The sequence below is a fragment of the Burkholderia pyrrocinia genome, assembly GCF_001028665.1.
Classification (GTDB): Bacteria; Pseudomonadota; Gammaproteobacteria; order Burkholderiales; family Burkholderiaceae; genus Burkholderia; species Burkholderia pyrrocinia.
Map to the genome: position 1 here is coordinate 3205242 of NZ_CP011503.1, position 21900 is coordinate 3227141.

Genomic DNA, 21900 nt, shown 5'->3' on the forward strand with positions numbered 1-21900 from the left:
CCACTGCATCAATTCAGATTGAACGAGAACGGCACCTGGACCCGCACCGACTGGCCCTGCGCGACGCACTTGAACCGTTTCACGGTGTTGTAGGCGGCGCGATCGAGGATCGGATCGGCGGACTGCGCCACGCGCTCGTTCGTGATGTTCCCTTCCGCATCCACGACGAATTCGATCGTCACGTCGCCCGTGATGTTGTTTTCCTGCGCTTCCTTCGGGTACTGGATCGACGCGCGCAGCGTGTCCGAATTCGGGCAGACGACCCCCACGTCATGGCTGACCGGCTTGGCCGGCGCCGGAGCGGGCGCCACGACCGGCGCCTGTACGGCCGGCGCGGAGGGAACCGGGGCCGCCTGGTGCGTGATCGTCGCCTGCGGCGGCGCCTGCACCGGCACTTCCGGCGGCGGGACGAACGGCGGTGGCGGCGGCGCGAATTTCGGCGGCGGGAGCTTGACCACGGGCATCGGCGGTGGCGGCGGCGGCTTGACCGGCTCGATGATGCGGGTTTCGATCGGATGCTGGATCACCTGCACGACTTTCGTCGCGAGGCCGTTGAGCAATGCGTAGATCAGCACTGCATGCAGCACCAGGACGATTCCGATGCCGCCGAACCGGCGCACCGGATTCTGCTGCTTCTTGCCGAACTCTCGCGGACGCCCCAGCGTAGCCAGTCCGCTGTTCGAAGTAGCCAGACGTTCTTCGACTTTCATGCCCACCATGCATCCCCCAAGCGATTCGCCCAGTTTCGGGTTGCTGCCGGCTGCGGAGCCAGGTCGGCATCGCCACCGCATCAACCCGAATATTTCATTTCAAATTCAATTGGCAATCCGAATTGAAAGAATCAAATTCGAATTCCAATTCATTCGTTTTCAAGGAATCGTTCCGGCCGGCGCGGCCCGGTGTCATACCGGAAATCCACGCGCCTGCACGGTCAGGCAATTGTCAGCTGAGCTGGCGCGACCTCGTATTCGTATGACGATTCGCCGTTCGTTACGCGGTGATGTCAATGGCGCCGTTCACTTGGGTGCAGAAGATAGCAAGGAAAAAATTTTGCCGTCAAACTTTATTTGATGCCCGAATACAAAGTTTGGAGGATTTATTCAAATAATATTTCGGTAAGCAGAAATCCAACTTTTATTATTGAAACGGTAATCGATTTGTATGGATATATACCAAATCGAATATTAAATCCTTTCGACATAAATATCCGGATATTTCAGGCTCCGCACCAAAATGGCCCACTCCGGAAGCAACGCGCAAGGCTCGCCCCTTCGCGTCGCCAACGCCGGAATCGGCGGTCCAGTGCCTCGGCTCACCTGCCCCGGTCGGCCGACACCGCTCCCGGGACACGTCGATCGCACGAATGGTTCGCCTCAAAATTGATCTGCAATCCGATACAAATAGAAGGCGGACCTTCATCATATGAAAGTCCGCCAAACTGATTTGGATATCGAATTAACTTTCGCTGATGACACGCGACATCCCGGCGCACGAACACGTCGCCACGCATCGGCACGCACGCGTGCGTGCCGGCCCCACGCGTCACCGCACGCGCCGCGCAATCAGGACTGCATGCCCTGCATCTTGTGCGAAAAATGCGCGCGCTCGGCCGTTTCCATCAGCATCAGGAATTCGTCCTGCGTCATATGGATCAGCGCTTCGTGGTCGCCGGCCTCGAAATAGACATCCGGCTGCTGCGCGAGGCGTTCCTCGAGGAACGTTTTCATCCCGTACGCCATGCAGACCGGCGGCAGCGCGCCCATGTCGCAATCCTTGAACAGTTCGCGCAGTTCGACCTCCCGGGCGAGCACGAGATGGCGGCCCGTCTTCACCCAGAGATCCGACAGGCGCACGGCGTGCGTCGTCGGCAACACGGCGGCGACGTAGCCCTCGTCGTCCTCGAGGAGCACGGTTTTCGCGAGGCGATCGCCGGGAATATGCGCGGCGGCGGCCGTCTCCATGCTCGTATGGCTATAGGGGTGGTACACGACTTCGTACCGCGATGACTTCTGGCGCAGGCAATCCTGCAGGGTGGCAGATACAGGCATGGCACACCTCGTCTGGGCGAATCGGGCGAACGGAGTTCGCTCCGGATTTGTTCAGCATAGGTCGCATTTCGGCCGATGGAAATCGCCGCGTCGACCCTTCCTCATTCGGGATCCAGCTCCGGATCCAACCCCTTTTCGCGCAGCCAGTCGCGGTTGAAAAGCCGCGCGCGATAGATGTCGCCGCGATCGCACAGCAAGGTCACGATCGTGTGCCCCGGGCCCATCCGGCGGGCCAGCCAGACCGCCGCCGCGACGTTGATGCCGCTCGACCCGCCGACGTACAGCCCCTCCTCGCGCAGCAGCCGGTAGACCATCGTCACGCACTGCGTATCATCGATCCGCACGGCGTCATCGATCTGCGTGCCCGCGAGATTCGCGGTGACGCGCGTCGAGCCGATGCCTTCGGTGATCGAGTTGCCTTCGGCGCTGAGGTCGCCCGTTTTCACGTAACCATAGAGCCCGCTGCCGTGGGGATCGGCCAGCACGATCCGGACCGCCGGATTCTGTTCCTTCAGGTAGCGGCTCACGCCCGCCAGCGTGCCGCCCGTGCCGGTCGCGCAGACGAATGCATCGACCGTGCCCGCCGTGTCGCGCCAGATTTCCGGCCCGGTCGTCTCGTAGTGCGCCTGCCGGTTGACGACGTTGTCGAACTGGTTGGCCCATACCGCGTTGTCGAGTTCGTCCGCAAGCCGCCCGGCAATCTTCTGATAATTGTTCGGGTCGCGGTACGGCGCCGCCGGCACCGGGCGCACGTCGGCGCCGAGCGTGCGCAGGATCGCCATCTTGTCCGGCGATTGCGTATCGGGAATCACGATCACGCAGCGATAACCGCGCGCCGCGCAGATATGCGCAAGACCGATGCCCGTGTTGCCCGCCGTGCCCTCGACGACGGTGCCGCCCGGCTTCAGCGCGCCGCGCAGCTCGGCGTCGCGGATGATGTAGAGCGCCGCGCGATCCTTCACCGATCCGCCCGGATTCATGAATTCCGCCTTGCCCAGGATCTCGCAGCCCGTTTCCGCGCTGAGCTTCGCCAGCCGGATCAGCGGTGTGCGACCCACGCAGTCGACGAAGCCTTGTCGCACGTCCATGTTCCCCTCCGTTGCCCTCGCGCTCGCGCGCCATACACAACGAAGGATAGGACGCGCCCGCCGCTTTCGGCGCCGGCCGCCGCGTACTAAGCTTGGAGAGCCCATTGCGGCGCGCGCCGCATCGCCAGACGAGGTCCGCCATGCTGCAATTGCAAACCGTCGCCGTCGACAAGCCCGAGGCCACGAATTTCATCCTCGGCCAGTCGCACTTCATCAAGTCCGTCGAGGACATCCACGAGACGCTGGTCGGCACCGTGCCCGGCATCCGTTTCGGGCTCGCGTTCTGCGAGGCATCGGGCAAGCGGCTCGTGCGCCGTTCCGGCACCGATGCGGCGCTCGTCGAACTCGCGTGCCGCAACGCCCTTGCGATCGGCGCCGGTCATGCTTTCATCGTGTTCCTCGGCGACGGTTTCTATCCGGTCAACGTGCTCAATGCGATCAAGGCCGTGCCCGAGGTCTGCCGGATCTACTGCGCGACCGCGAACCCGACCGACGTGATCGTCGCGGAAACCGCGCAAGGACGCGGGATCGTCGGCGTCGTCGACGGCTTTCCGCCGCTCGGCATCGAGAACGACGACGACGTGCGCTGGCGCAAGGATCTGCTGCGCACGATCGGATACAAGGCGTAGACGCGGGTCGCGGGAGCTGCTCCAAGCGCATGCCGCCCCTCCTCTGCGGCCCGGTTCATGCATGAGACGCCGCGGCTTGACCGTGACTCGCCGCCGGGTGCGGCGCGCCCGCGGCGGGCGTCGCGGGATTCGCGTGCGGCGCGGGATGCCCGGCCGATGTGCCGCCGCCGGTACTGCCTGCCGCACCGGCACCGCCCGCGGCCGTGCCACCGCCCGTCGTGCCCGTGCCGCCACTTCCACCGGACCCGCCGGCCCCACCCGCTGCCCCCGTTCCACCTGCCGCACCGGAATGCGCGGCCGGCGCGGGCGTACCCGGCGAAGCCGGTGCGGCCCCGGCATCCGCGGGCGGCGCAAGCTCCTTGTCCAGCGCCGCGAGCCGCGACGCCTGCGCCTTGTCCGCATTCGCCTCGCGCTCGCCGCGCGCCGCGATCGCGGCCTTCTCCTCCGCGTCGGGATTCAGCGTGTTGGCCTTGATGCGATCGACCTGCCCCTTGCCCGCGAAGCGATCGAGCGGCAGGTAGTCGGTCTTGAAATACAGCTCGACGCCCGAGTTCAGGTCGAGGTCCGTGTTCATTTCCTCGGTGGTCTGGGTCTTCTGCGTCGACACGTACGCGATCGTGTTGCTCATCTTCGCTTCCGCACCCCAGACGCCGACGTTGAAGCTGCCCTTCGCGTCGATCTTGTTCTGGAAATCGAAGCGGCTGCCTTCGTCCGCAGCGGCCGCGCTGCGCGTGTCGATGTGAAAACGCATCGACGCGTTCAGCCGGCCGCTCTCGATCACGATGCGCTGCATGCCGAGCATCACCATCGTGCCCAGCAGTTGCTGGCGCTGCTGCGCGAGTGCCCGGCGCGCGAACGGCAGCAGCACCGCTTCCGGATCGCCGCTCGGCACCGATTCGTTCGGCCCCAGCCCGAGCACCGCGCGCAACGCGCCGTCGGGCGGCATCGCCGCGCCGTCCTTCAGGCGCACCGTGCGCGACGGATTCGCATCGCCCGGCGAGCGGTCGCCGCCGTCGTCGCCGGACGTGTCGTCGCCGGCCAGCTCGAACGAGCCCGGGAAGCTGTCGACCAGCCATTGCCGCGCACGATCCGGGCCGAGATTCGCGTCGGCGAAATCGTCGGTGGTCGTCGCGACGTTGCGCAGCAGGTCGAGAAACGACTGCATCTGCTGCTGGTTCGAGTCGGTGATCGCCTTGAACACGCCGTTGATCAGGTCCGATACGAAGCGCGGAAACGACACCGCGTTCAGGATCCGCTGCGTCGTGCTCGCGAGCTTGTCGGTCGCGATGCCGCTGAACGCCTGTCCGGCGTTGGCGAGCGCGGTCGCCGCCGGCAGGCGCGGCGCCCCCTCCGGCCCGGCCGTGCGCTGCACGCGACGCGCGTCGGCGTCGCTGCGCGCTTCCTCGAGCAGCAGGTTCATCGCGGCCGCGCACACGCGCACCAGCGCCTGCGACAGCGTCCTGCGGTCGTCCGGCGCGAGCGCGCGAAATCCCGGCGCACGGGACAGCAGGTCCCGCACCGCGAGACGCACCTCGGGCAGCGGCTGGGGGGCGCGGGCATCGGCTCGCATGTCAACCGCCCGCCGCGCTGCCCAGCTTTTCGCTCAGGTCCAGGCTCGACTGCAGCCAGGTGGTCGCGTTCGCGCGCACCGGATCGCCGGGCGCGACGACGGGCGTCGCTGCGTCCCCTGCGTACAGGCCTTGCGAGCCGGTCGACGCGAGCCACGTCAGCACCGCGAAGCCGGCCTTCGCGCGTTCGACCCGCGGCTCGATCACCGGCCGCGTGCGCAGGTAGCGCTGCGCGAGCACCCGCACCACATCCCACAGCGCGCGCACGCCGAACGCACGCTGCACGGACGGATGCTGCAGCAGCCGGATCGCGGCCTGCACCGTCGACAGGATGTCGCCCGCCATGAATGCGCTGATGCCCGCACCCCGCTCCATCAGGATGTCGAGCACCTGCCGCGCCGCGAGCGAGACCTGCGCGGCCTGTGCCGGATCGGCCGACCCGTCCGGCGGCAGCGCCGGGTCGAGCCGGCACAGCGCCTCGCACAGGTCGATGAACGCCATCTCGAAACGCTCGCCGGCGTCCGCCTGCACGGCATCGGCGCGGCCGGCCTGTGCGTCGTCGCCGAACAGGTGCACGTAGAACGCGTGCCGCTCGGCCGCGCTCGCGCGCTGGTTGCGTCCGTGCCAGAAGGTCGCGAGATCGTTCGCGGCGTCGCCCAGGTCGGCGGCGAGACCGCCCGCCATCGCGACGCCGCACAGCGCCTGGGCCGCATTCACGAGCTCCGTGTTCTCGAGTTCCGACGCGAGATACAGCGCGGCGATCGCGTTCAGGTGCGCGGCGTCCGTCGCGCCGGAAACGGCGGCAGCGGGCGGCAACGCGATGTCGCCGAGCACGTCGAACGCGAGCGCGAAGCCCGCGGTTTCCGCGAGCCGCGCGAGATCCAGCGCCTGCGCGACCGCCAGCTCGACCGGCTGGCCGCGCACGTCGACGCGGCACGATGACGGAGCGATGTCGAACGGGGCCATGACGGTTTACGGCTTGGCCGCGGCAGCCGCCTTCGGCTGCGGCTGCGGCACGGAGTTGCCCTGGATCGCGGCGATCATGTCCGGGCTCGCCAGCTTCTCCATCGGGAAATAGTCGCTCTTGAAGTTCACGCGAACTTCACCGCTCAACTGCGCCTTCACCTGGGCCTTCGATTCGGACGTGTCGTCGACGGCCGACGACACCGTGGCCATGTGGTCGCTGGTCTCGGTCGAGCTGATGCCGGCCTGGATCGGATTGAACCAGCCGCCGGTGCTCGCGCTCGCGGTCGTCGTCGACGTGTCGTGCTGCAGGTCGTACAACGACGCCTTCGCGACGCGTCCCGCGGTATCGGACGCGCGCATGTCGAACACGACCTTCGCGTTGATGTGGCCGTCGGTGATCACGATGCGGTTGATGCCGAGCATCACCATCGACGCAAGCAGTTGCTGGCGCGAGCGTGCCATCTGCTGCCGCGCGGCGAGCACGAGCCGGGTTTCGTCCTCGGGGCTCGAGATGTCGGTGACGGGCTTGGCGAGGCCGAGGTCGCCGGAAATGCGCTGCAGGCCCGCCGCGGGATCGTCGCCTTTCGCGACCAGCACCGGTTGCGGCGCCGGCGCCGCGGCACCGTCCGCCTGGGCCATGTCCTCGGTGGTCGTGTCGATGTCCAGCACGTCCGGATACTTGCCGGACAGCCAGTCGCGCGCGTTGTTCTCGCTGATGTTGTCCTGCGCGAACTCGTCGACGGTCTTCGCGACGTTCGCGAGCAGTTCGCCATACGCGCGCATCTGCTGGATCGACGAATCGACGATGGCCTGGAACACGTTCTGGATCAGCCCGCCGACGAACTTCGGGAAGTCGACCTTCTGCACCAGCTCGCCGAACTGCTGGACGCCCTGCCGCACCGCCGCCGCATCGAACTGCTTGCTCGCGAAGCCGCGATTCTCGGTCGCGCGGCGGCCCGCCTCGGCGACGTTGTCGGCCTGTGCGGCCGCGACCGGCGGTGCGGCCGGCTGCGTGCCCGCCAGCGCGCCGTCGGGGTTGGCCATGTACGCGGCGACCTTGACCATCTGCGACGCAATCGCCTGCTGCTCGGCCGGCAACAGGTGCGAAAACGCCGGCACCGCGAGCAGCATGTCGCGGACCTTCGGGCGCACCACCCCGAGGGTTGTATCGTCCGCCCACGCTTGGGGCGCTGAGCGTGCGGTCATGACGAATCCGTCGCCTCATGCGGCCGGCGCGGGCGCGGCCGCTGCGCTGCCCGGTGCCGCCGCGCCCGCGCCAGGCGTCGCGGCTGCCCCCGTGACGGCGCCCGTGCCCGCCGCTGGCGTCGCAGCGCCTGCCGCCCCGGCCGGCGCGCGCGTGCCGCCGGCGCCGCGTCCCGGCACTGCCGCAAGCTGGAGCTGCGCGATCTGTGCGGGATCGACCATCTTCTCGAGCGGGAAATAGTCGCTCTTGAAATTCACGTCGACCGTGCCCGCGAGCGTCGCCTTGACCTTCAGCGACTCGTCCTGCGTGTCGGACGCCGCGCTCATCGCGGTAACGATCGGCGTCTCGGTGTACTTGTACGTGCCCTTCGTGTACCAGCTCGAATCGCGATCCTGCTGGTCGGGGCTCTGGCTCGAATCCTGGCTGCCGTCGCCCGAGCCCTGGCTGGCGCCGCGGTCGTACGATCCTTCGGATCCGTAGGACTTCTGCACGTTGCCGTACTGGTCGCGCGCGTAGTCGTACGCGGTCGCGCTGCGGCGCAGCTTGCGCGAATCCTGCGCCTGGAAGTCGTACATGATCTTCGCGGAGATCCGCCCGTCGGTCACGACGATCCGGTTGATGCCCATCAGCACCATCGTCGCGAGCAGTTGCTGGCGGCCCGTCGCGACGTGCGTGCGCGCCGCTTCGACGAGCGCGCGCTCGTTGTCGTCGTCCTCGGTGTCGAGGCTCGTGATCTTCGTGCCCGTCGACGCCAGCTTGTCGTTCACGCGCTTGAGCGCCGAATCCTCGTCGACGTCGTCGCGCAGTTGCAGGCGCGGCTGCGACTGCCCGTCGTTGCCGTCGGTGACGCCGATCTGGAAGATGTCCGGGAACTGCTCGACGAGATGGTCGCGGCCCTGGTTCGGCGTGACGTTGTCGTCGCGGAAGTTGTCGAGCGACTGCGCGACGCTCGCCACCAGCTTGCCGTAGGCCTCCATCTGCTCGATCGACGTCTGCACGATCGCATGGAACACGCCCTGGATCAGCTTCGCGACGAAGGTCGGGAAGTTGACCTTCTGCAGGAACAGCCCGGCGACCTCCGCGCCTTCGCGCGCGGCGCCCGCCCTGAACTTCTGCGCGCCGATCGCCTGCACGGCCTGCCGGTCGGTCTGGTACTGGTCCGCGCCGGGCGGGTTGTCGAGCGCCTGAGCGCTGACGCGGCTGCTCGCGAGCGTGTGGCCGGGAATGCCCTCCGGTGCCGCCAGGTAGTCGGCGATTTGCGCGGTGTCGTGCGCGATCTGCTGCTGGACGTGGCCGGGCAGGCGCCGGAACGCCTGGCTCTGCTGCAGCAGATCCTTGACCGCATGGCGCACCTCGGCGCGCGGGACGGCCGCCGGAGCCGGGCCGGTGCTCGCGTGCGTGCCGCGCTCGGGCTGGACGTGGTTCATGGTTGGCCTCGCTGGGCGATGGGTGTCAGGTGCCGGTGTCCTCGCGTTCGCGGCGCGCCTCCATCCGGTCGCTGATCTCGAACTCGACCGGCCGCAGATAGAGGCTCACGCGCGGCGGCGAATGCGCGGCCGCGTGGATGCTGAGCACGGAGAAATGGCCGGGCCAGTCTTCCCGCTCCGGCGTGAACGCGCGCAGCCAGCGGCCCAGCGCCTGCAGTTCGCGCGGCCGCTCGGTCAGGCCCAGTGCGAGCAGGTCGAGGAAATTCGCGGGCACGTCGGGCACCATCCCGAGCAGCACGTAGATCTCGAACTCGGGGCCGTCGTCGGTATGGCCGATCGCGAGCAGCACCGAGCGCTCGGGCAGGTCGAAGCGGCCGCCGAGCGCCACGCCGAGGATCTGCATGATGCCGGGCAACTGATGGCCCAGCCGCAGCTGTTCGAGCACCGGGCCGAGCTCGCGCAGACGCAACGCCCCGCGATGCAGGAACGTCAGGCGCTGCTGGCCGCGCTCGCGCTGGCAGCCGATCGTCGTGAACAACGGCACGGCCTGCGGCAGCATCTGCTGCACGGTGGTTGCCGCATCGAGCAGTTCGAGCGGCAGCGCGCGCATCTGGTGCGGGCCGATCTCGTAATAGACCTTCGACGTATACAGCCCGTCCCGATCGAACGAATTGCCGAAGAACGCGCCGTAGTTCAGCATCGTGCCCGAGCCGGCCGTACGCCATTCCTCGCTGCGCTGGTCGAACCAGCGAAGCGCGTCGGGGCCGAAGCACGGCCGCACGAGCCGGCGCATCTCGCGGGTCGCCTCGTCGCGCCGGTCCTGCCCCGACGCGCCGGGGCCGAGCGGCTCGATCGTGAAGCGCAGCACGCCGGGCTGCAGTTCGGAAAACGACGGCTCGAACGGCGCGGTGCCGGGCGTCAGCGCATTGTCCGCGTACTGGCGGTCGCCTTCGGGCAGCGCGAACGTGCGGTCCATCAGCGGCCTGACGAACGGCGTCGGGTCCGCGGTGCCCAGCTGGCCCGCCGCGCGCCGCAACCGCTCGACGATGGCGTGGGACATGGGTCGTTGCGACATCGTTGCCTCCGTTCAGTGCCGGTAGCCGGTGCCGAGCGACATCGCCGGCACGCCGACCGAATCGAGCAGGTCGCGCGCGATCGACGGAATCTGGATCGGCCGTGTGGTCGTCATCGGCGCCTCGTGCGCCTGCGCATACTGGTCGATGCGCGTCTCTTCGGTGCCGGTCACCGCGAGCCACTGGTCGCACGCGTTCACGAGGTCGTAGTCGGTCGGCGACACCATCGCGCTGACGCCTGCCGGCCGCGGCACCGGGAAGCGGATCGCGTTGTCGTCGAGGATCACGTCGTAGCCGGAGCGGCCGAGCTTCACCGTGTTCTTCGCGAGCCACGCCATGACGATCGCGCCCGAGGTCGCCATCGTCCGGTACTTCACGCTGTTCTTCGCCCCGCCGAGCTCGAGCGTCGCGACCTGGTCGATCACGCCCCACATGTCTTTCGCGCCGTACGACAGCATGATGTCCGGATCCGACAGGAGTCCGATGAAATCCTTGATCAGCTGCTGCAGCTCGGTCGCGATGAAATACGCCATCCCGTAGCCGTGCACCGACAGGTTGTTCGCGATGTCGCGCCCCGACTTGCGCACGAGCTGCTGGCTCACCGGGTTCGGAATCCGCGCGCGCAGCAGGTCGTCGACGCGCTGCTGGCGCACGTACGACGACACCGCGGACACGAAGCGCAGCCACAGGTCGTTGAAGTCTCGGTTCGGCGAGCCGCCGTCGTCGCCGCCCGGCACGCCGAGCGTGCGCGCGTAGAAGCTGCGCCGCTCGGCTTCCGAGATGCGGTTCGGCGTGTTCTTCCAGTACGCGTACAGGTAGTCGCCGGCCTTGCCGCGGCCGATCGGCAGCACGCCGTTCTGGAACAGCTCGGCGAGCTTGTCGACCACCTGGAACACCTTCAGCTCCTCGAACATCGCGGAGAAGTACGCGGGCTGCATCGCGCGGATGTTGTCGGCGATGATCTCGGTGTTGGTCGACGCCTCGAGGTCCGGCAGGTCGATGCTGATCTGCGACGTCGGCCCGCCGTTCGCGACGTTCTGCACCGCGTCGAGCGCCTCGTTGACCTTGCGCGTGAGCTGCGGCTCGTGCTCGTCGATCCCGCGCCCGATCAGGATGCGCAGCACCTGCGCGTATTCGGTCGCGTCGACCTCGAAGGAGCCGTTGGTCGCGCCGATCGTGACGAGAATCGGGAACACCAGCGTCGCGAGCGCCTTGCAGCCGTTGAACTCGCCCATCGCCTTGAAATAGGCCTCGCTGAAGGCACGGTAGACCGGGTCCGACGTGTCGATGCCGAGGATCCGCGACGGATCGGTCAGGTGCGACAGGATCGGCGGCAGGCCGCGCGGCGACGCCGCGTTCGGCACCATCTTCGCGAGCTGGCTCGGCGTGATCTCGGTCAGCAGGACCGCCGGCGGCTGCACGCTGTCGGCCGACAGGTAGCCGTACACGGCGGCCATCTGCACGCCGTCGTCCGGATAGCTGGCGGGGTCGCCCGCGGGGCTGCCGGCTTCCATCCCGAACGCGTTGGTGCCGTCGGCCTGCATCGCGGGCTGGATCGGCAGCGCGCTGAAATCGAGGCCATGCACCGGATCGCTCGTCGTGTTGTAGCTCGCGATCGCGATATACAGCGGATCGAACAGCGGCGGTTCGACCTTGGACAGCCATTGCGTGATGCGCGCCAGTTCCGCGAGTTCCTGCGGCATCAGCGCGCGCTGCTGCGCGACCTGGTTCAGCTCGGATTGCCGCCCCTCGAGCGTCAGCCGCTTCGCCGCATCCGCCGAGCCCAGGTCGGTGAAGATCACCTGTGTGGCCATGGTCATGCTCCTTTCGATTTGATGTCGACTCAACCGGGCGCTTCAGCGCCCGGTCGGGTCCCATGCAAGGCTGATACGTCGATTCAATCCCGCCCCGCTGCAATGCCGATCCGCCGCTCGCTGCCCGCCGGATCCGTCTCCGCGCTGTGCCTAGACTGCCCACCCGGCGCGGATCCGGTGGGCGCTCCGGTCGGCGTGACCTGCTATCCGTCGTCGGCGTCCGCGTCGTCCTCTTCACGGTCGATCCGCCGGTCGAGCGCCGCGAGCGCCGCGCGCACGTCGAGCACGCCGCTGCCGTAGCCCGGCGCGCTTCCGCCCGGAAACGGGCTCGCGCTTTCGACGAGGAGCGCGCGGAGCGTCGCGCCGTCGATCGGGCTGGCGCGCCGCTCCGCGCGGCTGACGAGCAGCGCGGCGGCCCCGGCGACGAACGGCGCCGCGAAGCTGGTGCCGGTCGCGCACTGGTAGCCGCGCAGCGCGGCGGTGACGATCCGCTCGCCGGGCGCGCACAGCGCGACGTGCGCGCCCGACGTCGTGAAATGCGCGGGCCGGCCCGACGCGTCCACCGCGCCGACCGCGATCACGCCGTCGAACGCGGCCGGCCAGAACGCCTCGTCGCGGCCGGAATTGCCGCTTGCGGCAACCAGCACGCAGCCGTGCGCGAGCGCGTAGCGCACCACGTCCTCGTGCGGCTTCGCCCCGCCGTTCGCGAGCGCCGAATCCGGCGTGCCGAAGCTCATGTTGATCACCTTCGCGCCGAGATCGACCGCGATCTTCATCCCGCAGTCGATGTCGGCGAGCGCGCCCATGCCGACCGGGTCCGGCCGGCCCGGCAGGCGCGCGGCGCCCAGCACGCGGATCGGCAGCAGCGACGCCGCGCCGGCGAGGCCCGGCGGCAGGCATGCGCCGCTCGCGCCGATGATCCCGGCGCAGCCCATGCCGTGGCCGACGAACGGGTCGTACGGCCGCCGGTCGAAGCGCGCGTGATCGCCGAGCAGCGTCACGCCCGCCGCGAGATCGGTGTCCCTCAACTGCACCGTGTCGAAGCCGGCACGCCAGCGGTCGACGAATTCCGGATGGACGGGCGCGATGCCGGTGTCGACGATCGCGACGACGATCGCCGGATCGCCGGTTTCGTAAGCCAGCGCGTCGGGCCCGTTCACGCGCACGCGCGGCGCCCACGCGCCGTCGAGGTCAGCCGCCGCCGGCAGCTCGAACGGCGCGGTCGCGATCCAGTGCGGACACGCGTGCTCGACCGCCGGCAACTGGCGCAGCGCGTCGACCAGCGTGCCGATCGGCGTCGTGCGGTCGACTTCGACGAGGAACGTGGCGGCCATCCCGAGCGCATGCTCGACGTCGTCGTAGCCGAGATGGCGCGCGCCCGGCCGGTGCACGGACTGCGCGGCCGAATACACGCGCGTGACCCGTGCGGCGCCGCCGTGATGCCGCAGCAGCCGGTCGATCGGCCCGCCGTCGAGCCCCTGCGCGGGCGCCCCGAGCCGCCGCATCACGTCGAGCCGCGCGGGCACCGCGGGCGGCGCCTCGCCGACGCGCAGCTTCACGAGCAGCGCGCCGGGCACCGCGTAGCCGGCGCCGTGCGGCAGCCAGGGAGCCGGCGCGCTCATCGCGTCCCCTCCTCCGGCGCGCCGGCGCGCACCGCCCGCGCCGGCGCCGATGCGAAATCGAACGCCTGCGCGACGGTGCGGCCGTTGCCCGGATCGACCACCACCTCGCCGGCGAGCTGATGCGCGGCCGGCGCGACGATCAGCTCGGCGTCGCGCGCATCGAGCACGCTCACCGGCTCGCCGCCGATCGTCACGCGCGGCGTGCCGCCTGCCGTGAGGTTGCGCCCGCGGATCCGCATCCACGGCGGCGCCGCCGGCGCGTCCGTGGGCGCGGCATCGCCGCCTGCGCCGTCGCTGCCGTCGCGGAAGATCGGCTCGACGTGCGTGACGAGCGGCTCCGACGCACGCGCGAGCGCCGCGCGCAGCCGCTCGACCGGCAGGTTCGCCACGCGTTCGAGCACCCGCTCGCCGCCCTGCTCGAAGCGCCTCAGTTGCTCGGCGGTCTGCACGCCCGCCCATTCGAGCCGGCGCTGCTCCTCGTCGCTCAGCGTGTTGCCGACGACGTCGCGCAGCGCGGGCTCGCTGTTGCGCGTCGACGGCAGCGGCGCGTTCTCCTCGATCATCGGCTTCGTGATCGTCGTCAGCGACAGCCGGATCGTGCTCGCGTCGTGGTCGCCGGGCCCGGCGGGCCGGATGCGCACTTCGCTCTGCACGAATTCGACGTGCGTGCGCAGGTCGAGCGACAGGTCCTTCACCGCGAACGTCAGCGGCAGGTTCAGGTTCTGCGCCTTCACCGCCATCGCCGTCTGCGCGTGATCGAGCTGCGTCGTCAGCGCCTGGATGAACAGTTCGATCGGCAGGCTGTCGCTCGCGCTCATCGCCGTGTCCCCGGGTCGTCCGCGGCGCTGCGCGGCATTTCGCACCACGTCATCGACACGCGCGCGAGCGGCGCGTCGAACGCGGTCGGCCAGCGCCAGCGCGGCGGATTCGCGAACAGTTCGCAGCCGGCGGCCGTGCGCGCCCACGTGAGTTCGAGCGGCAATTCGATCACCATCTCCCGCGCGTGCAGCGCGCGATCCGGCGACACGATCGTCGCGTGCGCGGCCGACGCGATCGCGGCGAGGCTGGCGAAAAACGGAGCGCGTTGCATGGCGGCGGTCCTCACTTGACGGCGCCCGCCGGCGCGGGCGTGGCGGCGATCGCGGGCGACGGCGCAACGGCGGGCACGACCTCGGCCGGCGACGGCAGCGCCGGCGCCGGCGACGCCTTGTGCACGGGCGCGGGGCGCGCATGCCGTTCGAGCAGCGTGCGGCGCGCATCGTCGACGAACCGTTCGAGCGGCAGCGTCTCGCTCGCGAAATTGATCTTCACCTCGCCGAACAGTTCGGCGCGCAGCTCGCTGTCGGCCTGCACGTTCACGCCGACCGTCGACACCTGCAGCGACGGCGTCGCGTAGGTCGTGCTGCCGCGCGTGCCGAGATCGCTGCCCTGGTTCGGGTCGTTCGACACCGCGTAATCGACCTTCGCGGTGTCGGCCGCCACCGCGCGGAACCGCAGGCGCGCGGAGATCGTGCCGTCGCGCACGACGACGCGGTTCATGCCGAGCAGCACCATCGTCGCGAGCGTCTGCAGGCGGTTCTGCCCGGCCCGCTGCTGCGCCTTCGGCACCAGTTGCGTCTCGGCCAGCTCCGGCGTCAGCTCCTCCCCCGCGAGATCGAACTCGGCAAGCCACGAGGGCGAGTTCGGCTGGTCCGGCTCGCTGTCGTCCTGCGGCGGCGCGCTCGCGCGCGGCACCACCTTCGGCTCGCCCTGCGCGTGATCGAGTTCGAGATCCTGCGGATAGTGCGCGACCAGCCAGTCGCGCGCCTGGTTCGGCGTGATGTTCTCGCGCGTGAAATCCTCGGCCGACTTGGCGACCGCGCTGACCAGCTCGGCGAACGCCTCCATCTGCCGGATCGACGCCTCGACGATCGCGTCGAACGTGCCGTGCACCAGCGCGGCGACGAATTTCGGGAAATCGATCTCGTCGGACAGCGCGCCGGCGCGGCGCGCGATCGTCTCGGTCGCCGCGGCTTTCGGGCCTGGCGTCTTCGCGGCGCCGTCGCCGGGCGCGGACGAATCCGGCGGAGGATCGGTGGGCGTGCCGGGGTCCGCCGGTGCGGAGGCCGGCGCAAAGCGGTGCAGTTCGAGCGGCGTACCCAGCGCGCCGGCGGTCGCCGCGGCGCCGCCGAGCCCGCGATGGATTCGATCGAGGTCGGCGAGGATGCCCTGCCGCGCGTGAGCGGGCAGATCCCGGAACGCCGCGGATCGATGCAGCGACGAACCGAGGTTCGCCGTCAGCGCGCGCGCGGCGTCGACCTCCGCCGACGCCGCGGCGGAGGCGACGGCCGGCCGCGCGGTGCGGCGAACGGGTGGCGGGGGCGCGGGGAGCATGACCATGATTGCCGGGAGGGGCCGGTCCGTCGCTCAGGCCGCGAGCGCGGCCCAGTGGCTCGCCTGCTCGTAGGTGCCGTCGCCGAACAGGTGCAGCTCGGTGGTCGCCTCGTGGACCGACGCGTCGGGCTCGACGAAGCGGTACGCGAAATGCACGCGCAGCGCGCCGAACAGCGGCTTGCCGGGCGGATAGCGCTGCGGGTCGTCCTCGATGTGCGCCGTGACGTGCAGCGTGTGTCCCGGCGCGTCGCTCGCGCCGACGTTGACGATCTGCACGTCGCCGACCGAGCGGCCGTCGAAATGCCAGTCGACGAAGAAATGCGCGCAGACGCGCTGGCCGCCCGGATCGTCGAGGTACGGCCAGTCGGTGATGCGGATCGTCGGACCGTCGACCAGCGCACGGTTTGCGGCATCGGCGCCGGCGACGGTTTTCATCCCGTGCAACTGGTCGAGCGCCCAGGTGACGCCGCCCGCTTCGCCGACCTGCGTGTCGAGCGTGGCGCCCGGCACCGTGCCTGGCGCCACGCTCGGCGGCGACGCATCGGCCGGCGGCGCGGCCGGGTTCGACGGGACGCCGCCTTCGGCCAGCGTCAGCGTATGCGGCGCGCGTGCGTGCGGGTGGTGCGGATGCGGCCGCGACGGCGTCGCACCGGCCGCATACGCGAGCGCCTGCGACGCCGATGCATCGCTGCTCCCCGCGTCGCCCGCGCCTGCCCCGGCATCCCCTGCGCCTGCAGCGCCGGTCGGCGCGCCGGCGTCGGGGCTCGCGGCATCCTGGCCGCCGGCGTCGGTGCCGGCATCGGGCGCACTTGCGGCCGGTGCCGGCAGGCGGCTGCGAATCTCGGCCGGCAGCTTCGGATCGTTATATGCGTACGAGGTGCCGGCGCCGTTTGACCCCGTCTCGATCCGCTGGATTTCCGACGCGAAGGTGCGGCGCTGGCCGTCGTCGAGCGCGCTGATCTGCGTCGTGACCGGCACGCCGAGCCGCGCGGCGATCGCGCGCGCGTAGGCCGCCGGATCGTTGCCTTTCAGCATCGGGTTCTTGCCGTCGTCGGGCGGCGCATAACGCGACATCAGCGCGACGATCGTGTCGTTCGGAAACCTGCCGATGAACGCGATCACCGCGTCGAAGCCGGTCGCGTCATCGGGGAAGATCGCGAAACCGCCGTTGCGCTTGCCGGCATACGCGCCGTGCGCGTCCGCCCACTCGCCGGCGGTGATGTTGCCGGGGTTGTGGTTGCGCCACGCCGGCACGCCACCCGTGCGCACCTCGTTCGCAAACACCACGTAGGTGCGGCCGCCCGATATCGCGACGTCGCCCGGCTCGAGCGGCGGCGGCGCATCGAGCGCATGGGCGCGCGGCGAGCGATAGCGCGCATCGGCGCCGCGCCGGTCCGCGAGGGCAGCCGCCATCGCATAGTCGGCCGGCTTGCCGCGATTCGGCTGGCGGCCGAGCGCATTGTCCGGATGCAGGATCTGCAGGTTCACGTTCGACATCGTCGCGGCACCTTCATACTCGCTGACGAAATCGGCCCAGCGCAGGATGTAGCGGCTGCCGGTCGCATGCGTGTTCCGGTAAGGCCCGGGCGCGCCGGGCGTGCCCGCGACGCGATCCCACGGATCCGTGATCCTCACGTAGGTATCCGAACCGTCTTCCGCGCCGTCGCTGTACATCCCGGTGACGACGATCGCATGCAGCCCCGGCACTTTCGCGCCGACCCACAGCGGGCCGTGATCTTCGAGCAATTGGCGGAACGCGTCGATCGTGTACGACTGCGGCGGCTCGGACGTGAGCCCCATGTCCTGCGCAAACGGCCCGACCTGGCCGGGATCCAGGCCCGTGGCCGTCGTGCGCCCGCAGATCGACGCGATCGTCTCCGGCGTCAGCGACATCTGGTCGCGCCAGCCGATCACCATCGCGGCCGACGCGGCCCAGCACGAATAGTCGGTCGGTTGCGCGATCAGCTCGACGCCGTCCCAGTTCAGCGTGTACGACTGGCCGCCGAGCGCCATCGCGCGGCCGTCGTGACGGCGGTTCGCATGATGCGGCGCGGGGTCGTGGGCCGGCCGCGCGAGCGTGACCGGCTGGCTGCCGGCGGCGAGCGCCTGCGCGGCCGCCGGATGCGCGCTGTCCGCCTGCTGCGCGTCGCAGCTGCGCGTCGTCACCAGATGCATGTAGTAGTCCCAGTCCCACACCGCGTTCGGACAGTTCACGTGCGACGTGTGCGGATCGGCCTCCGAGTGGCCGAGGATATGCGTGCGATCGACCGAGATGCCGTACGTGTCGCACAGCCACGCGACGAGCGCGGCGGACGCGCAGTATTCGGCCTGGGTCGGATTGAGCCGCCCCGCGATCGCGACGTGCTCGATGCCGATGCTGTCGCTGTTCGCGGTGTGCGCATGCCACGCGACGTCGTTGTCGTGGACCATCTGCACGACCTCGCCGTCGCGCCCGATCACGTAGTGCGCGCTGACGTTCACGTGCGTGCCGTCGCGGGTACGCTGGTCCGGATTCTGGAACCAGTTGATCGTGCTGCGTGTGGTCGCGGCCTCGGTGATGTGGATCACGACACGCGAGATCGTGCGCGTGCCGCTCACGTGGCGGAAGTTGACGGAGGCCGCCGGCACGAACCGGCTTGCCTGCGGATAATCGGGCACGTCGGCGCCGAGCGCGCTTGCGCTCGCGGCCGTGCCGCCGCCTGCCGTTGCCGTGTCGTCCGGAATCGGCCAGTCGATCGCGTGCGTCGGCGCGTCGTCGTCCGCGGCGGACGCGGCGCCGCTGCCGCCTGTGTCGCCACTGCCACTGGCACCGCCGTCCGCCGTGGGCAGCGGGCCGTAGCCGTCGTCGTAGTCGGCCAGCGACGCGGCGTGCGCGACGCCGTTCGCGCCCGCCGCATTGCCGCCCGCCGGGGGCGCGGCGACCGGCGTGCCCGGCGACGGCGCGGACTGGCCGTTGCCCTTCGCCGCGATCGGTGCGACGCCGGGCTGCACGACGTCGCCGGCCCATTCGAGTTCCTTCGGCGACGGCACGCCATAGCCCGCCGCGATCTGCTGCCGGTTCGGCAGGACCCGCACGCGGCGCAGCGCGCGCTCGCTGAGCCCTTTCAGGCTGATATACGGACTGCCGTCGCCCGGGACGGTCGGCGCATCGACCGACTTGTCGCCGACGGCGGCGAGGCCGTAATACAACTTGTCCTGGCCGATGAATCGCGCGACGACGTCGGCCGGCAACAGATAGACGGCCTCGCCGCGCGCGGCGGTCACGGGGCCGCGCGCGCGGCTCGAATAGAAGTTCGCGCGCGTGCGCCGTGCGCGCGCATCCGGCTTGAACAGCGACGGATCGGTGGCGATCGCGACCTCGAACGATTTCGGCCCGCCATCCGCGTGGATGGTGAACCCGATCATCGGGAAGCGATCGCTGATCTCGATCCGGTTCGGGCGGATCTGGCTAGCCATGCCCTTCTCCTTTGGCGACGGTTCATGCCGCGCGGTTGCGCGCCTATTCGTTGTCCGGTTTGATGCGGGCGCCGCCGTCCGGCGCGCCGTCGTATCCGGCAATCGACTGCTTGACGACCTCGAACGGGTCGAGTTCGTCGCCCGCTTCGCGGATCGCGCCATACGACGCTTCGAAGCGCTCCACCGATTCCCGCAGCATTCGCGCGAGCAGCTTCGCGTACGCGGGCCCGGTCACGACCCGGCTGCTCAGCAGCGGCCGCGCGATCTCCACGTTGAACTGCCCGAGATCGATCACGAACTCGCAGAGGTTGTGGCCCACTTCGAAATAGTTGACGTAGCGCCGCTCCGGCGGCCGCTGGCCTTTGGTCGAGGTCTTGTGCATCGTCTCAGGTTCCGCGACGTGAGGGACGCGTGCGATCACGCAATTGCCGTACCAGCCGGGAACACGCGGTCAAATGCGCGGTGCGCGCGGACGGCGCGGCATCCGCGACGCGACGGCCGGGAGCGAAGTGACAGGCCGATGTGACACCGGGCGATCGCGCGATGGCGCGGCGCGTCGCCCAGGCACGCGCCGCCGTGATCGCGGCACTGTCACAAGTGGACTAGCAACGGTGTGACACAGTGACAACACGTGACGCGCGGATCGCGAGCGCTCACGCCTTGTGCGGCAGGTGATCGTCGAGCGCGTACTTGGAGAGTTTCCGGTAGAGCGTCATCCGGGACCAGCTGAGCTTTTCCGCTGCCTTGCTCTTGTTCCAGTTGGTCTCCTGCAGGATCGCGATCAGGCGCTCCCGCTCGCCGTCGCCGCTGCGCGCGTAGGCTGCGAACAGCCGGCGGAACGGCTCGCGCAGATGCTCGACGCCGACCGTGCCGACAGGTGGATCGATGAAGATCGATTCGACGAGATTGCGCAGTTCGCGGACGTTGCCGGGCCAGTGATACGCGCGCATGCAGGCAACGAGATCCGCGCTCGGCGCGCCGACCTGCGCGTCGTAACGCCGGTTGAATTCGCGGACGTGGTGTGCGAACAGCTCGACGAGATCGTCGCGCCGCTCCTTCAGCGGCGGCAGGCACAGCATCGCGACGTTGAGCCGGTAATACAGATCGCGGCGGAACGCACGCGCTTCGACCAGCAGTTCGAGTTCCGAATTGGTGGCCGCGATGAAACGCACGTCGACCTTGACGACCGACCGGCCACCGAGCGGGAACACTTCATGGCTTTCGAGCAGGCGCAGCAGTTTCGCCTGCGCGCATGGCGAGAGTTCGCCGATCTCGTCGAGAAAGACCGTGCCGTGGTCCGCGAGCCGCACCTTGCCGGGATAGGGCTGCTGCGCGCCGGTGAACGCGCCGCGATCATAGCCGAACAGTTCGCTCTCGATCAGCGTGTCCGGCAATGCCGCGCAGTTGACCCGAACCAGCGGAAAGCGCGCGCGGCTGCTCGCACAGTGAATCGACTCGGCAACGCATTCCTTGCCGGTGCCCGTCTCGCCGATGATCAGCACGTTGGCGTCGATGCGCGCGACCTTGCCGATATCGATGCGCAGCCGCTCCATCGCCGCGCTGGCGCCGACGAGAACCGGCGCATGCGAGGCGCCGCCCGACGATGCGAGCATGTTCGTCGTTCCTCAACGTTCTTCAAAACCGCGCCCAATGCAACGAGACGACTGGCGAAGCGCCGTCATGCGGCCATTCATCTGATTTTTCGTGCCGGCATGCATCAGCTTCGGCATCCCCACCCCGCAGTCGCATCCGACCCACGTTCAGCGCCGTGCGCGAGCCCTGTGTTGCGGCATGGATTCAACCGGAATGCCTGCTTTACCCCGAAAACCTGCACAGAGGAAACAGGTTGAGCATAGGCGAGTTGATTCGATTTTCAACCTCGATTCCATCGTGCCGCGCACGCGCCGCCGGCAGGCCGGACCGCGCGTCCGGCAACGCGCGCGCGCCGGATCGATGGCGACTGCACGCGCATGCCTGCGCCAATGGCGACCGCGTCCCCGCAAACGATTTTCGCTGCGTTTTTTCGGACGAATTCCAAAGCCGCTGCTTAAAACCGCGCGGCAATGGCGCGGACCGGCGACGCGGATGGGTCATGATCGCGTCTCTCCTGCCGGCGCCTGTCCTGCAGACTCCGCTGCATCAAAGGCGCGTTCGCGGCCGGGATTTCAGGGCGCAGGGAAACCGGACCGTTAGTTGCATTCAGGAAAGCGGAAATACGCTTCCTCTTGCGTGGCGCCGCGGCCGCCCGGCTGTCCTATACTGGCCGCAGCAGACTGACCGACCGGCGGCCGCACCGACACACCTGCCGCGGCCGCCGACTTTTCCCGGAGCAACGCATGCATTACCAGCTGATCTACGAACTCGTCGACGATTACCTGTCCCGTCGCGAACCGTTCCGTGCCGAACACCTCGCTCTCGCCCAGGCCGCGACCGCACGCGGCGAACTCGTGCTCGCCGGCGCGCTGACGGACCCGGCCGACCAGGCCGTGCTCGTGTTCGAAGGTGATTCGCCGGAGGCGGCCGAGTCGTTCGCGCGCGCCGATCCGTACGTGCAGAACGGCCTCGTGAAATCGTGGCGCGTACGTCCGTGGCGCGTCGTGGTCGGCAAGCACGCGCCGCGCTAGGGGCGCAG

Annotated in this window: 19 protein-coding genes; 3 read left to right on the plus strand and 16 right to left on the minus strand. The window is 69.3% G+C overall.

Annotated features, from left to right (window positions below):
- Positions 1 to 8 precede the first annotated feature (8 nt).
- Positions 9 to 710, minus strand: coding sequence for an energy transducer TonB (locus tag ABD05_RS14610; protein WP_047901229.1), 702 nt, complete (start codon positions 708 to 710; stop codon positions 9 to 11).
- Between ABD05_RS14610 and ABD05_RS37555 the strand changes: the two genes are divergently transcribed.
- Entirely contained in the window at positions 709 to 1071 is a 363-nt protein-coding gene (locus ABD05_RS37555) for a hypothetical protein (protein ID WP_148669086.1), read from the plus strand. The genes ABD05_RS14610 and ABD05_RS37555 overlap by 2 nt on opposite strands.
- A 491-nt stretch (positions 1072 to 1562) precedes the next feature.
- On the opposite strand, the gene ABD05_RS14615 is transcribed toward ABD05_RS37555, so the two are convergent.
- Entirely contained in the window at positions 1563 to 2048 is a 486-nt protein-coding gene (locus ABD05_RS14615) for an aminoacyl-tRNA deacylase (protein ID WP_047900737.1), read from the minus strand.
- 101 nt (positions 2049 to 2149) lie between these two features.
- Positions 2150 to 3136, minus strand: a complete 987-nt coding sequence (locus ABD05_RS14620) for a cysteine synthase A (RefSeq protein ID WP_047900738.1) — start codon at positions 3134 to 3136, stop codon at positions 2150 to 2152.
- A 140-nt stretch (positions 3137 to 3276) separates the two neighbouring features.
- Here ABD05_RS14620 and ABD05_RS14625 point away from each other — a divergent pair, with 140 nt between their 5' ends.
- Positions 3277 to 3765, plus strand: coding sequence for an adenosine-specific kinase (locus ABD05_RS14625; protein ID WP_148669087.1), 489 nt, complete (start codon positions 3277 to 3279; stop codon positions 3763 to 3765).
- 55 nt (positions 3766 to 3820) lie between these two features.
- Here ABD05_RS14625 and ABD05_RS14630 read toward each other — a convergent pair whose 3' ends face one another.
- The 13 genes from ABD05_RS14630 to ABD05_RS14690 all read right to left on the minus strand — a co-directional run bounded on the left by ABD05_RS14630 (position 3821) and on the right by ABD05_RS14690 (position 20881).
- Positions 3821 to 5335 carry a hypothetical protein gene (locus ABD05_RS14630; protein ID WP_047900739.1) on the minus strand — a complete coding sequence of 505 codons (1515 nt, stop codon included), beginning with the start codon at positions 5333 to 5335 and terminating at the stop codon, positions 3821 to 3823.
- Between the two features lies 1 nt (position 5336).
- Positions 5337 to 6299 carry a hypothetical protein gene (locus ABD05_RS14635; RefSeq protein WP_047900740.1) on the minus strand — a complete coding sequence of 321 codons (963 nt, stop codon included), beginning with the start codon at positions 6297 to 6299 and terminating at the stop codon, positions 5337 to 5339.
- A gap of 6 nt (positions 6300 to 6305) precedes the next feature.
- Complete coding sequence (locus tag ABD05_RS14640; RefSeq protein WP_047900741.1) at positions 6306 to 7505, minus strand: hypothetical protein; 1200 nt, start codon at positions 7503 to 7505, stop codon at positions 6306 to 6308.
- Positions 7506 to 7520: 15 nt separating this feature from the next.
- Complete coding sequence (locus tag ABD05_RS14645; RefSeq protein WP_047900742.1) at positions 7521 to 8930, minus strand: hypothetical protein; 1410 nt, start codon at positions 8928 to 8930, stop codon at positions 7521 to 7523.
- Positions 8931 to 8955: 25 nt separating this feature from the next.
- On the minus strand, positions 8956 to 9990 hold the full coding sequence (locus ABD05_RS14650; protein ID WP_238594078.1) for a hypothetical protein: 1035 nt from the start codon (positions 9988 to 9990) through the stop codon (positions 8956 to 8958).
- Positions 9991 to 10017: 27 nt separating this feature from the next.
- The gene (locus ABD05_RS14655; RefSeq protein ID WP_148669088.1) at positions 10018 to 11823 is read right to left on the minus strand and encodes a hypothetical protein; all 1806 of its coding nucleotides are present in this window, start codon (positions 11821 to 11823) and stop codon (positions 10018 to 10020) included.
- Between the two features lie 197 nt (positions 11824 to 12020).
- On the minus strand, positions 12021 to 13439 hold the full coding sequence (locus ABD05_RS14660; protein WP_047900744.1) for a S8 family peptidase: 1419 nt from the start codon (positions 13437 to 13439) through the stop codon (positions 12021 to 12023).
- Entirely contained in the window at positions 13436 to 14257 is an 822-nt protein-coding gene (locus ABD05_RS14665) for a hypothetical protein (protein WP_047900745.1), read from the minus strand. The genes ABD05_RS14660 and ABD05_RS14665 overlap by 4 nt, the downstream gene beginning before the upstream one ends.
- Positions 14254 to 14529: a hypothetical protein gene (locus ABD05_RS14670; protein WP_047900746.1), complete on the minus strand. Its 276-nt coding sequence runs from the start codon at positions 14527 to 14529 to the stop codon at positions 14254 to 14256. Before ABD05_RS14670 ends, ABD05_RS14665 begins: the two co-directional genes overlap by 4 nt.
- A gap of 11 nt (positions 14530 to 14540) precedes the next feature.
- A complete protein-coding gene (locus tag ABD05_RS14675; RefSeq protein ID WP_053059938.1) occupies positions 14541 to 15812 on the minus strand; it encodes a hypothetical protein in 1272 nt (423 codons plus the stop codon).
- Between the two features lie 33 nt (positions 15813 to 15845).
- Positions 15846 to 19268, minus strand: coding sequence for an N-acetylmuramoyl-L-alanine amidase (locus ABD05_RS35295; protein ID WP_053059939.1), 3423 nt, complete (start codon positions 19266 to 19268; stop codon positions 15846 to 15848).
- A 43-nt stretch (positions 19269 to 19311) separates the two neighbouring features.
- Entirely contained in the window at positions 19312 to 19650 is a 339-nt protein-coding gene (locus ABD05_RS37560; protein WP_053059940.1) for a DUF3467 domain-containing protein, read from the minus strand.
- A gap of 271 nt (positions 19651 to 19921) precedes the next feature.
- The gene (locus tag ABD05_RS14690; protein ID WP_082146106.1) at positions 19922 to 20881 is read right to left on the minus strand and encodes a sigma-54 interaction domain-containing protein; all 960 of its coding nucleotides are present in this window, start codon (positions 20879 to 20881) and stop codon (positions 19922 to 19924) included.
- 723 nt (positions 20882 to 21604) lie between these two features.
- Here ABD05_RS14690 and ABD05_RS14695 point away from each other — a divergent pair.
- Positions 21605 to 21892: a YciI-like protein gene (locus ABD05_RS14695; RefSeq protein ID WP_047900747.1), complete on the plus strand. Its 288-nt coding sequence runs from the start codon at positions 21605 to 21607 to the stop codon at positions 21890 to 21892.
- Positions 21893 to 21900 lie beyond the last annotated feature (8 nt).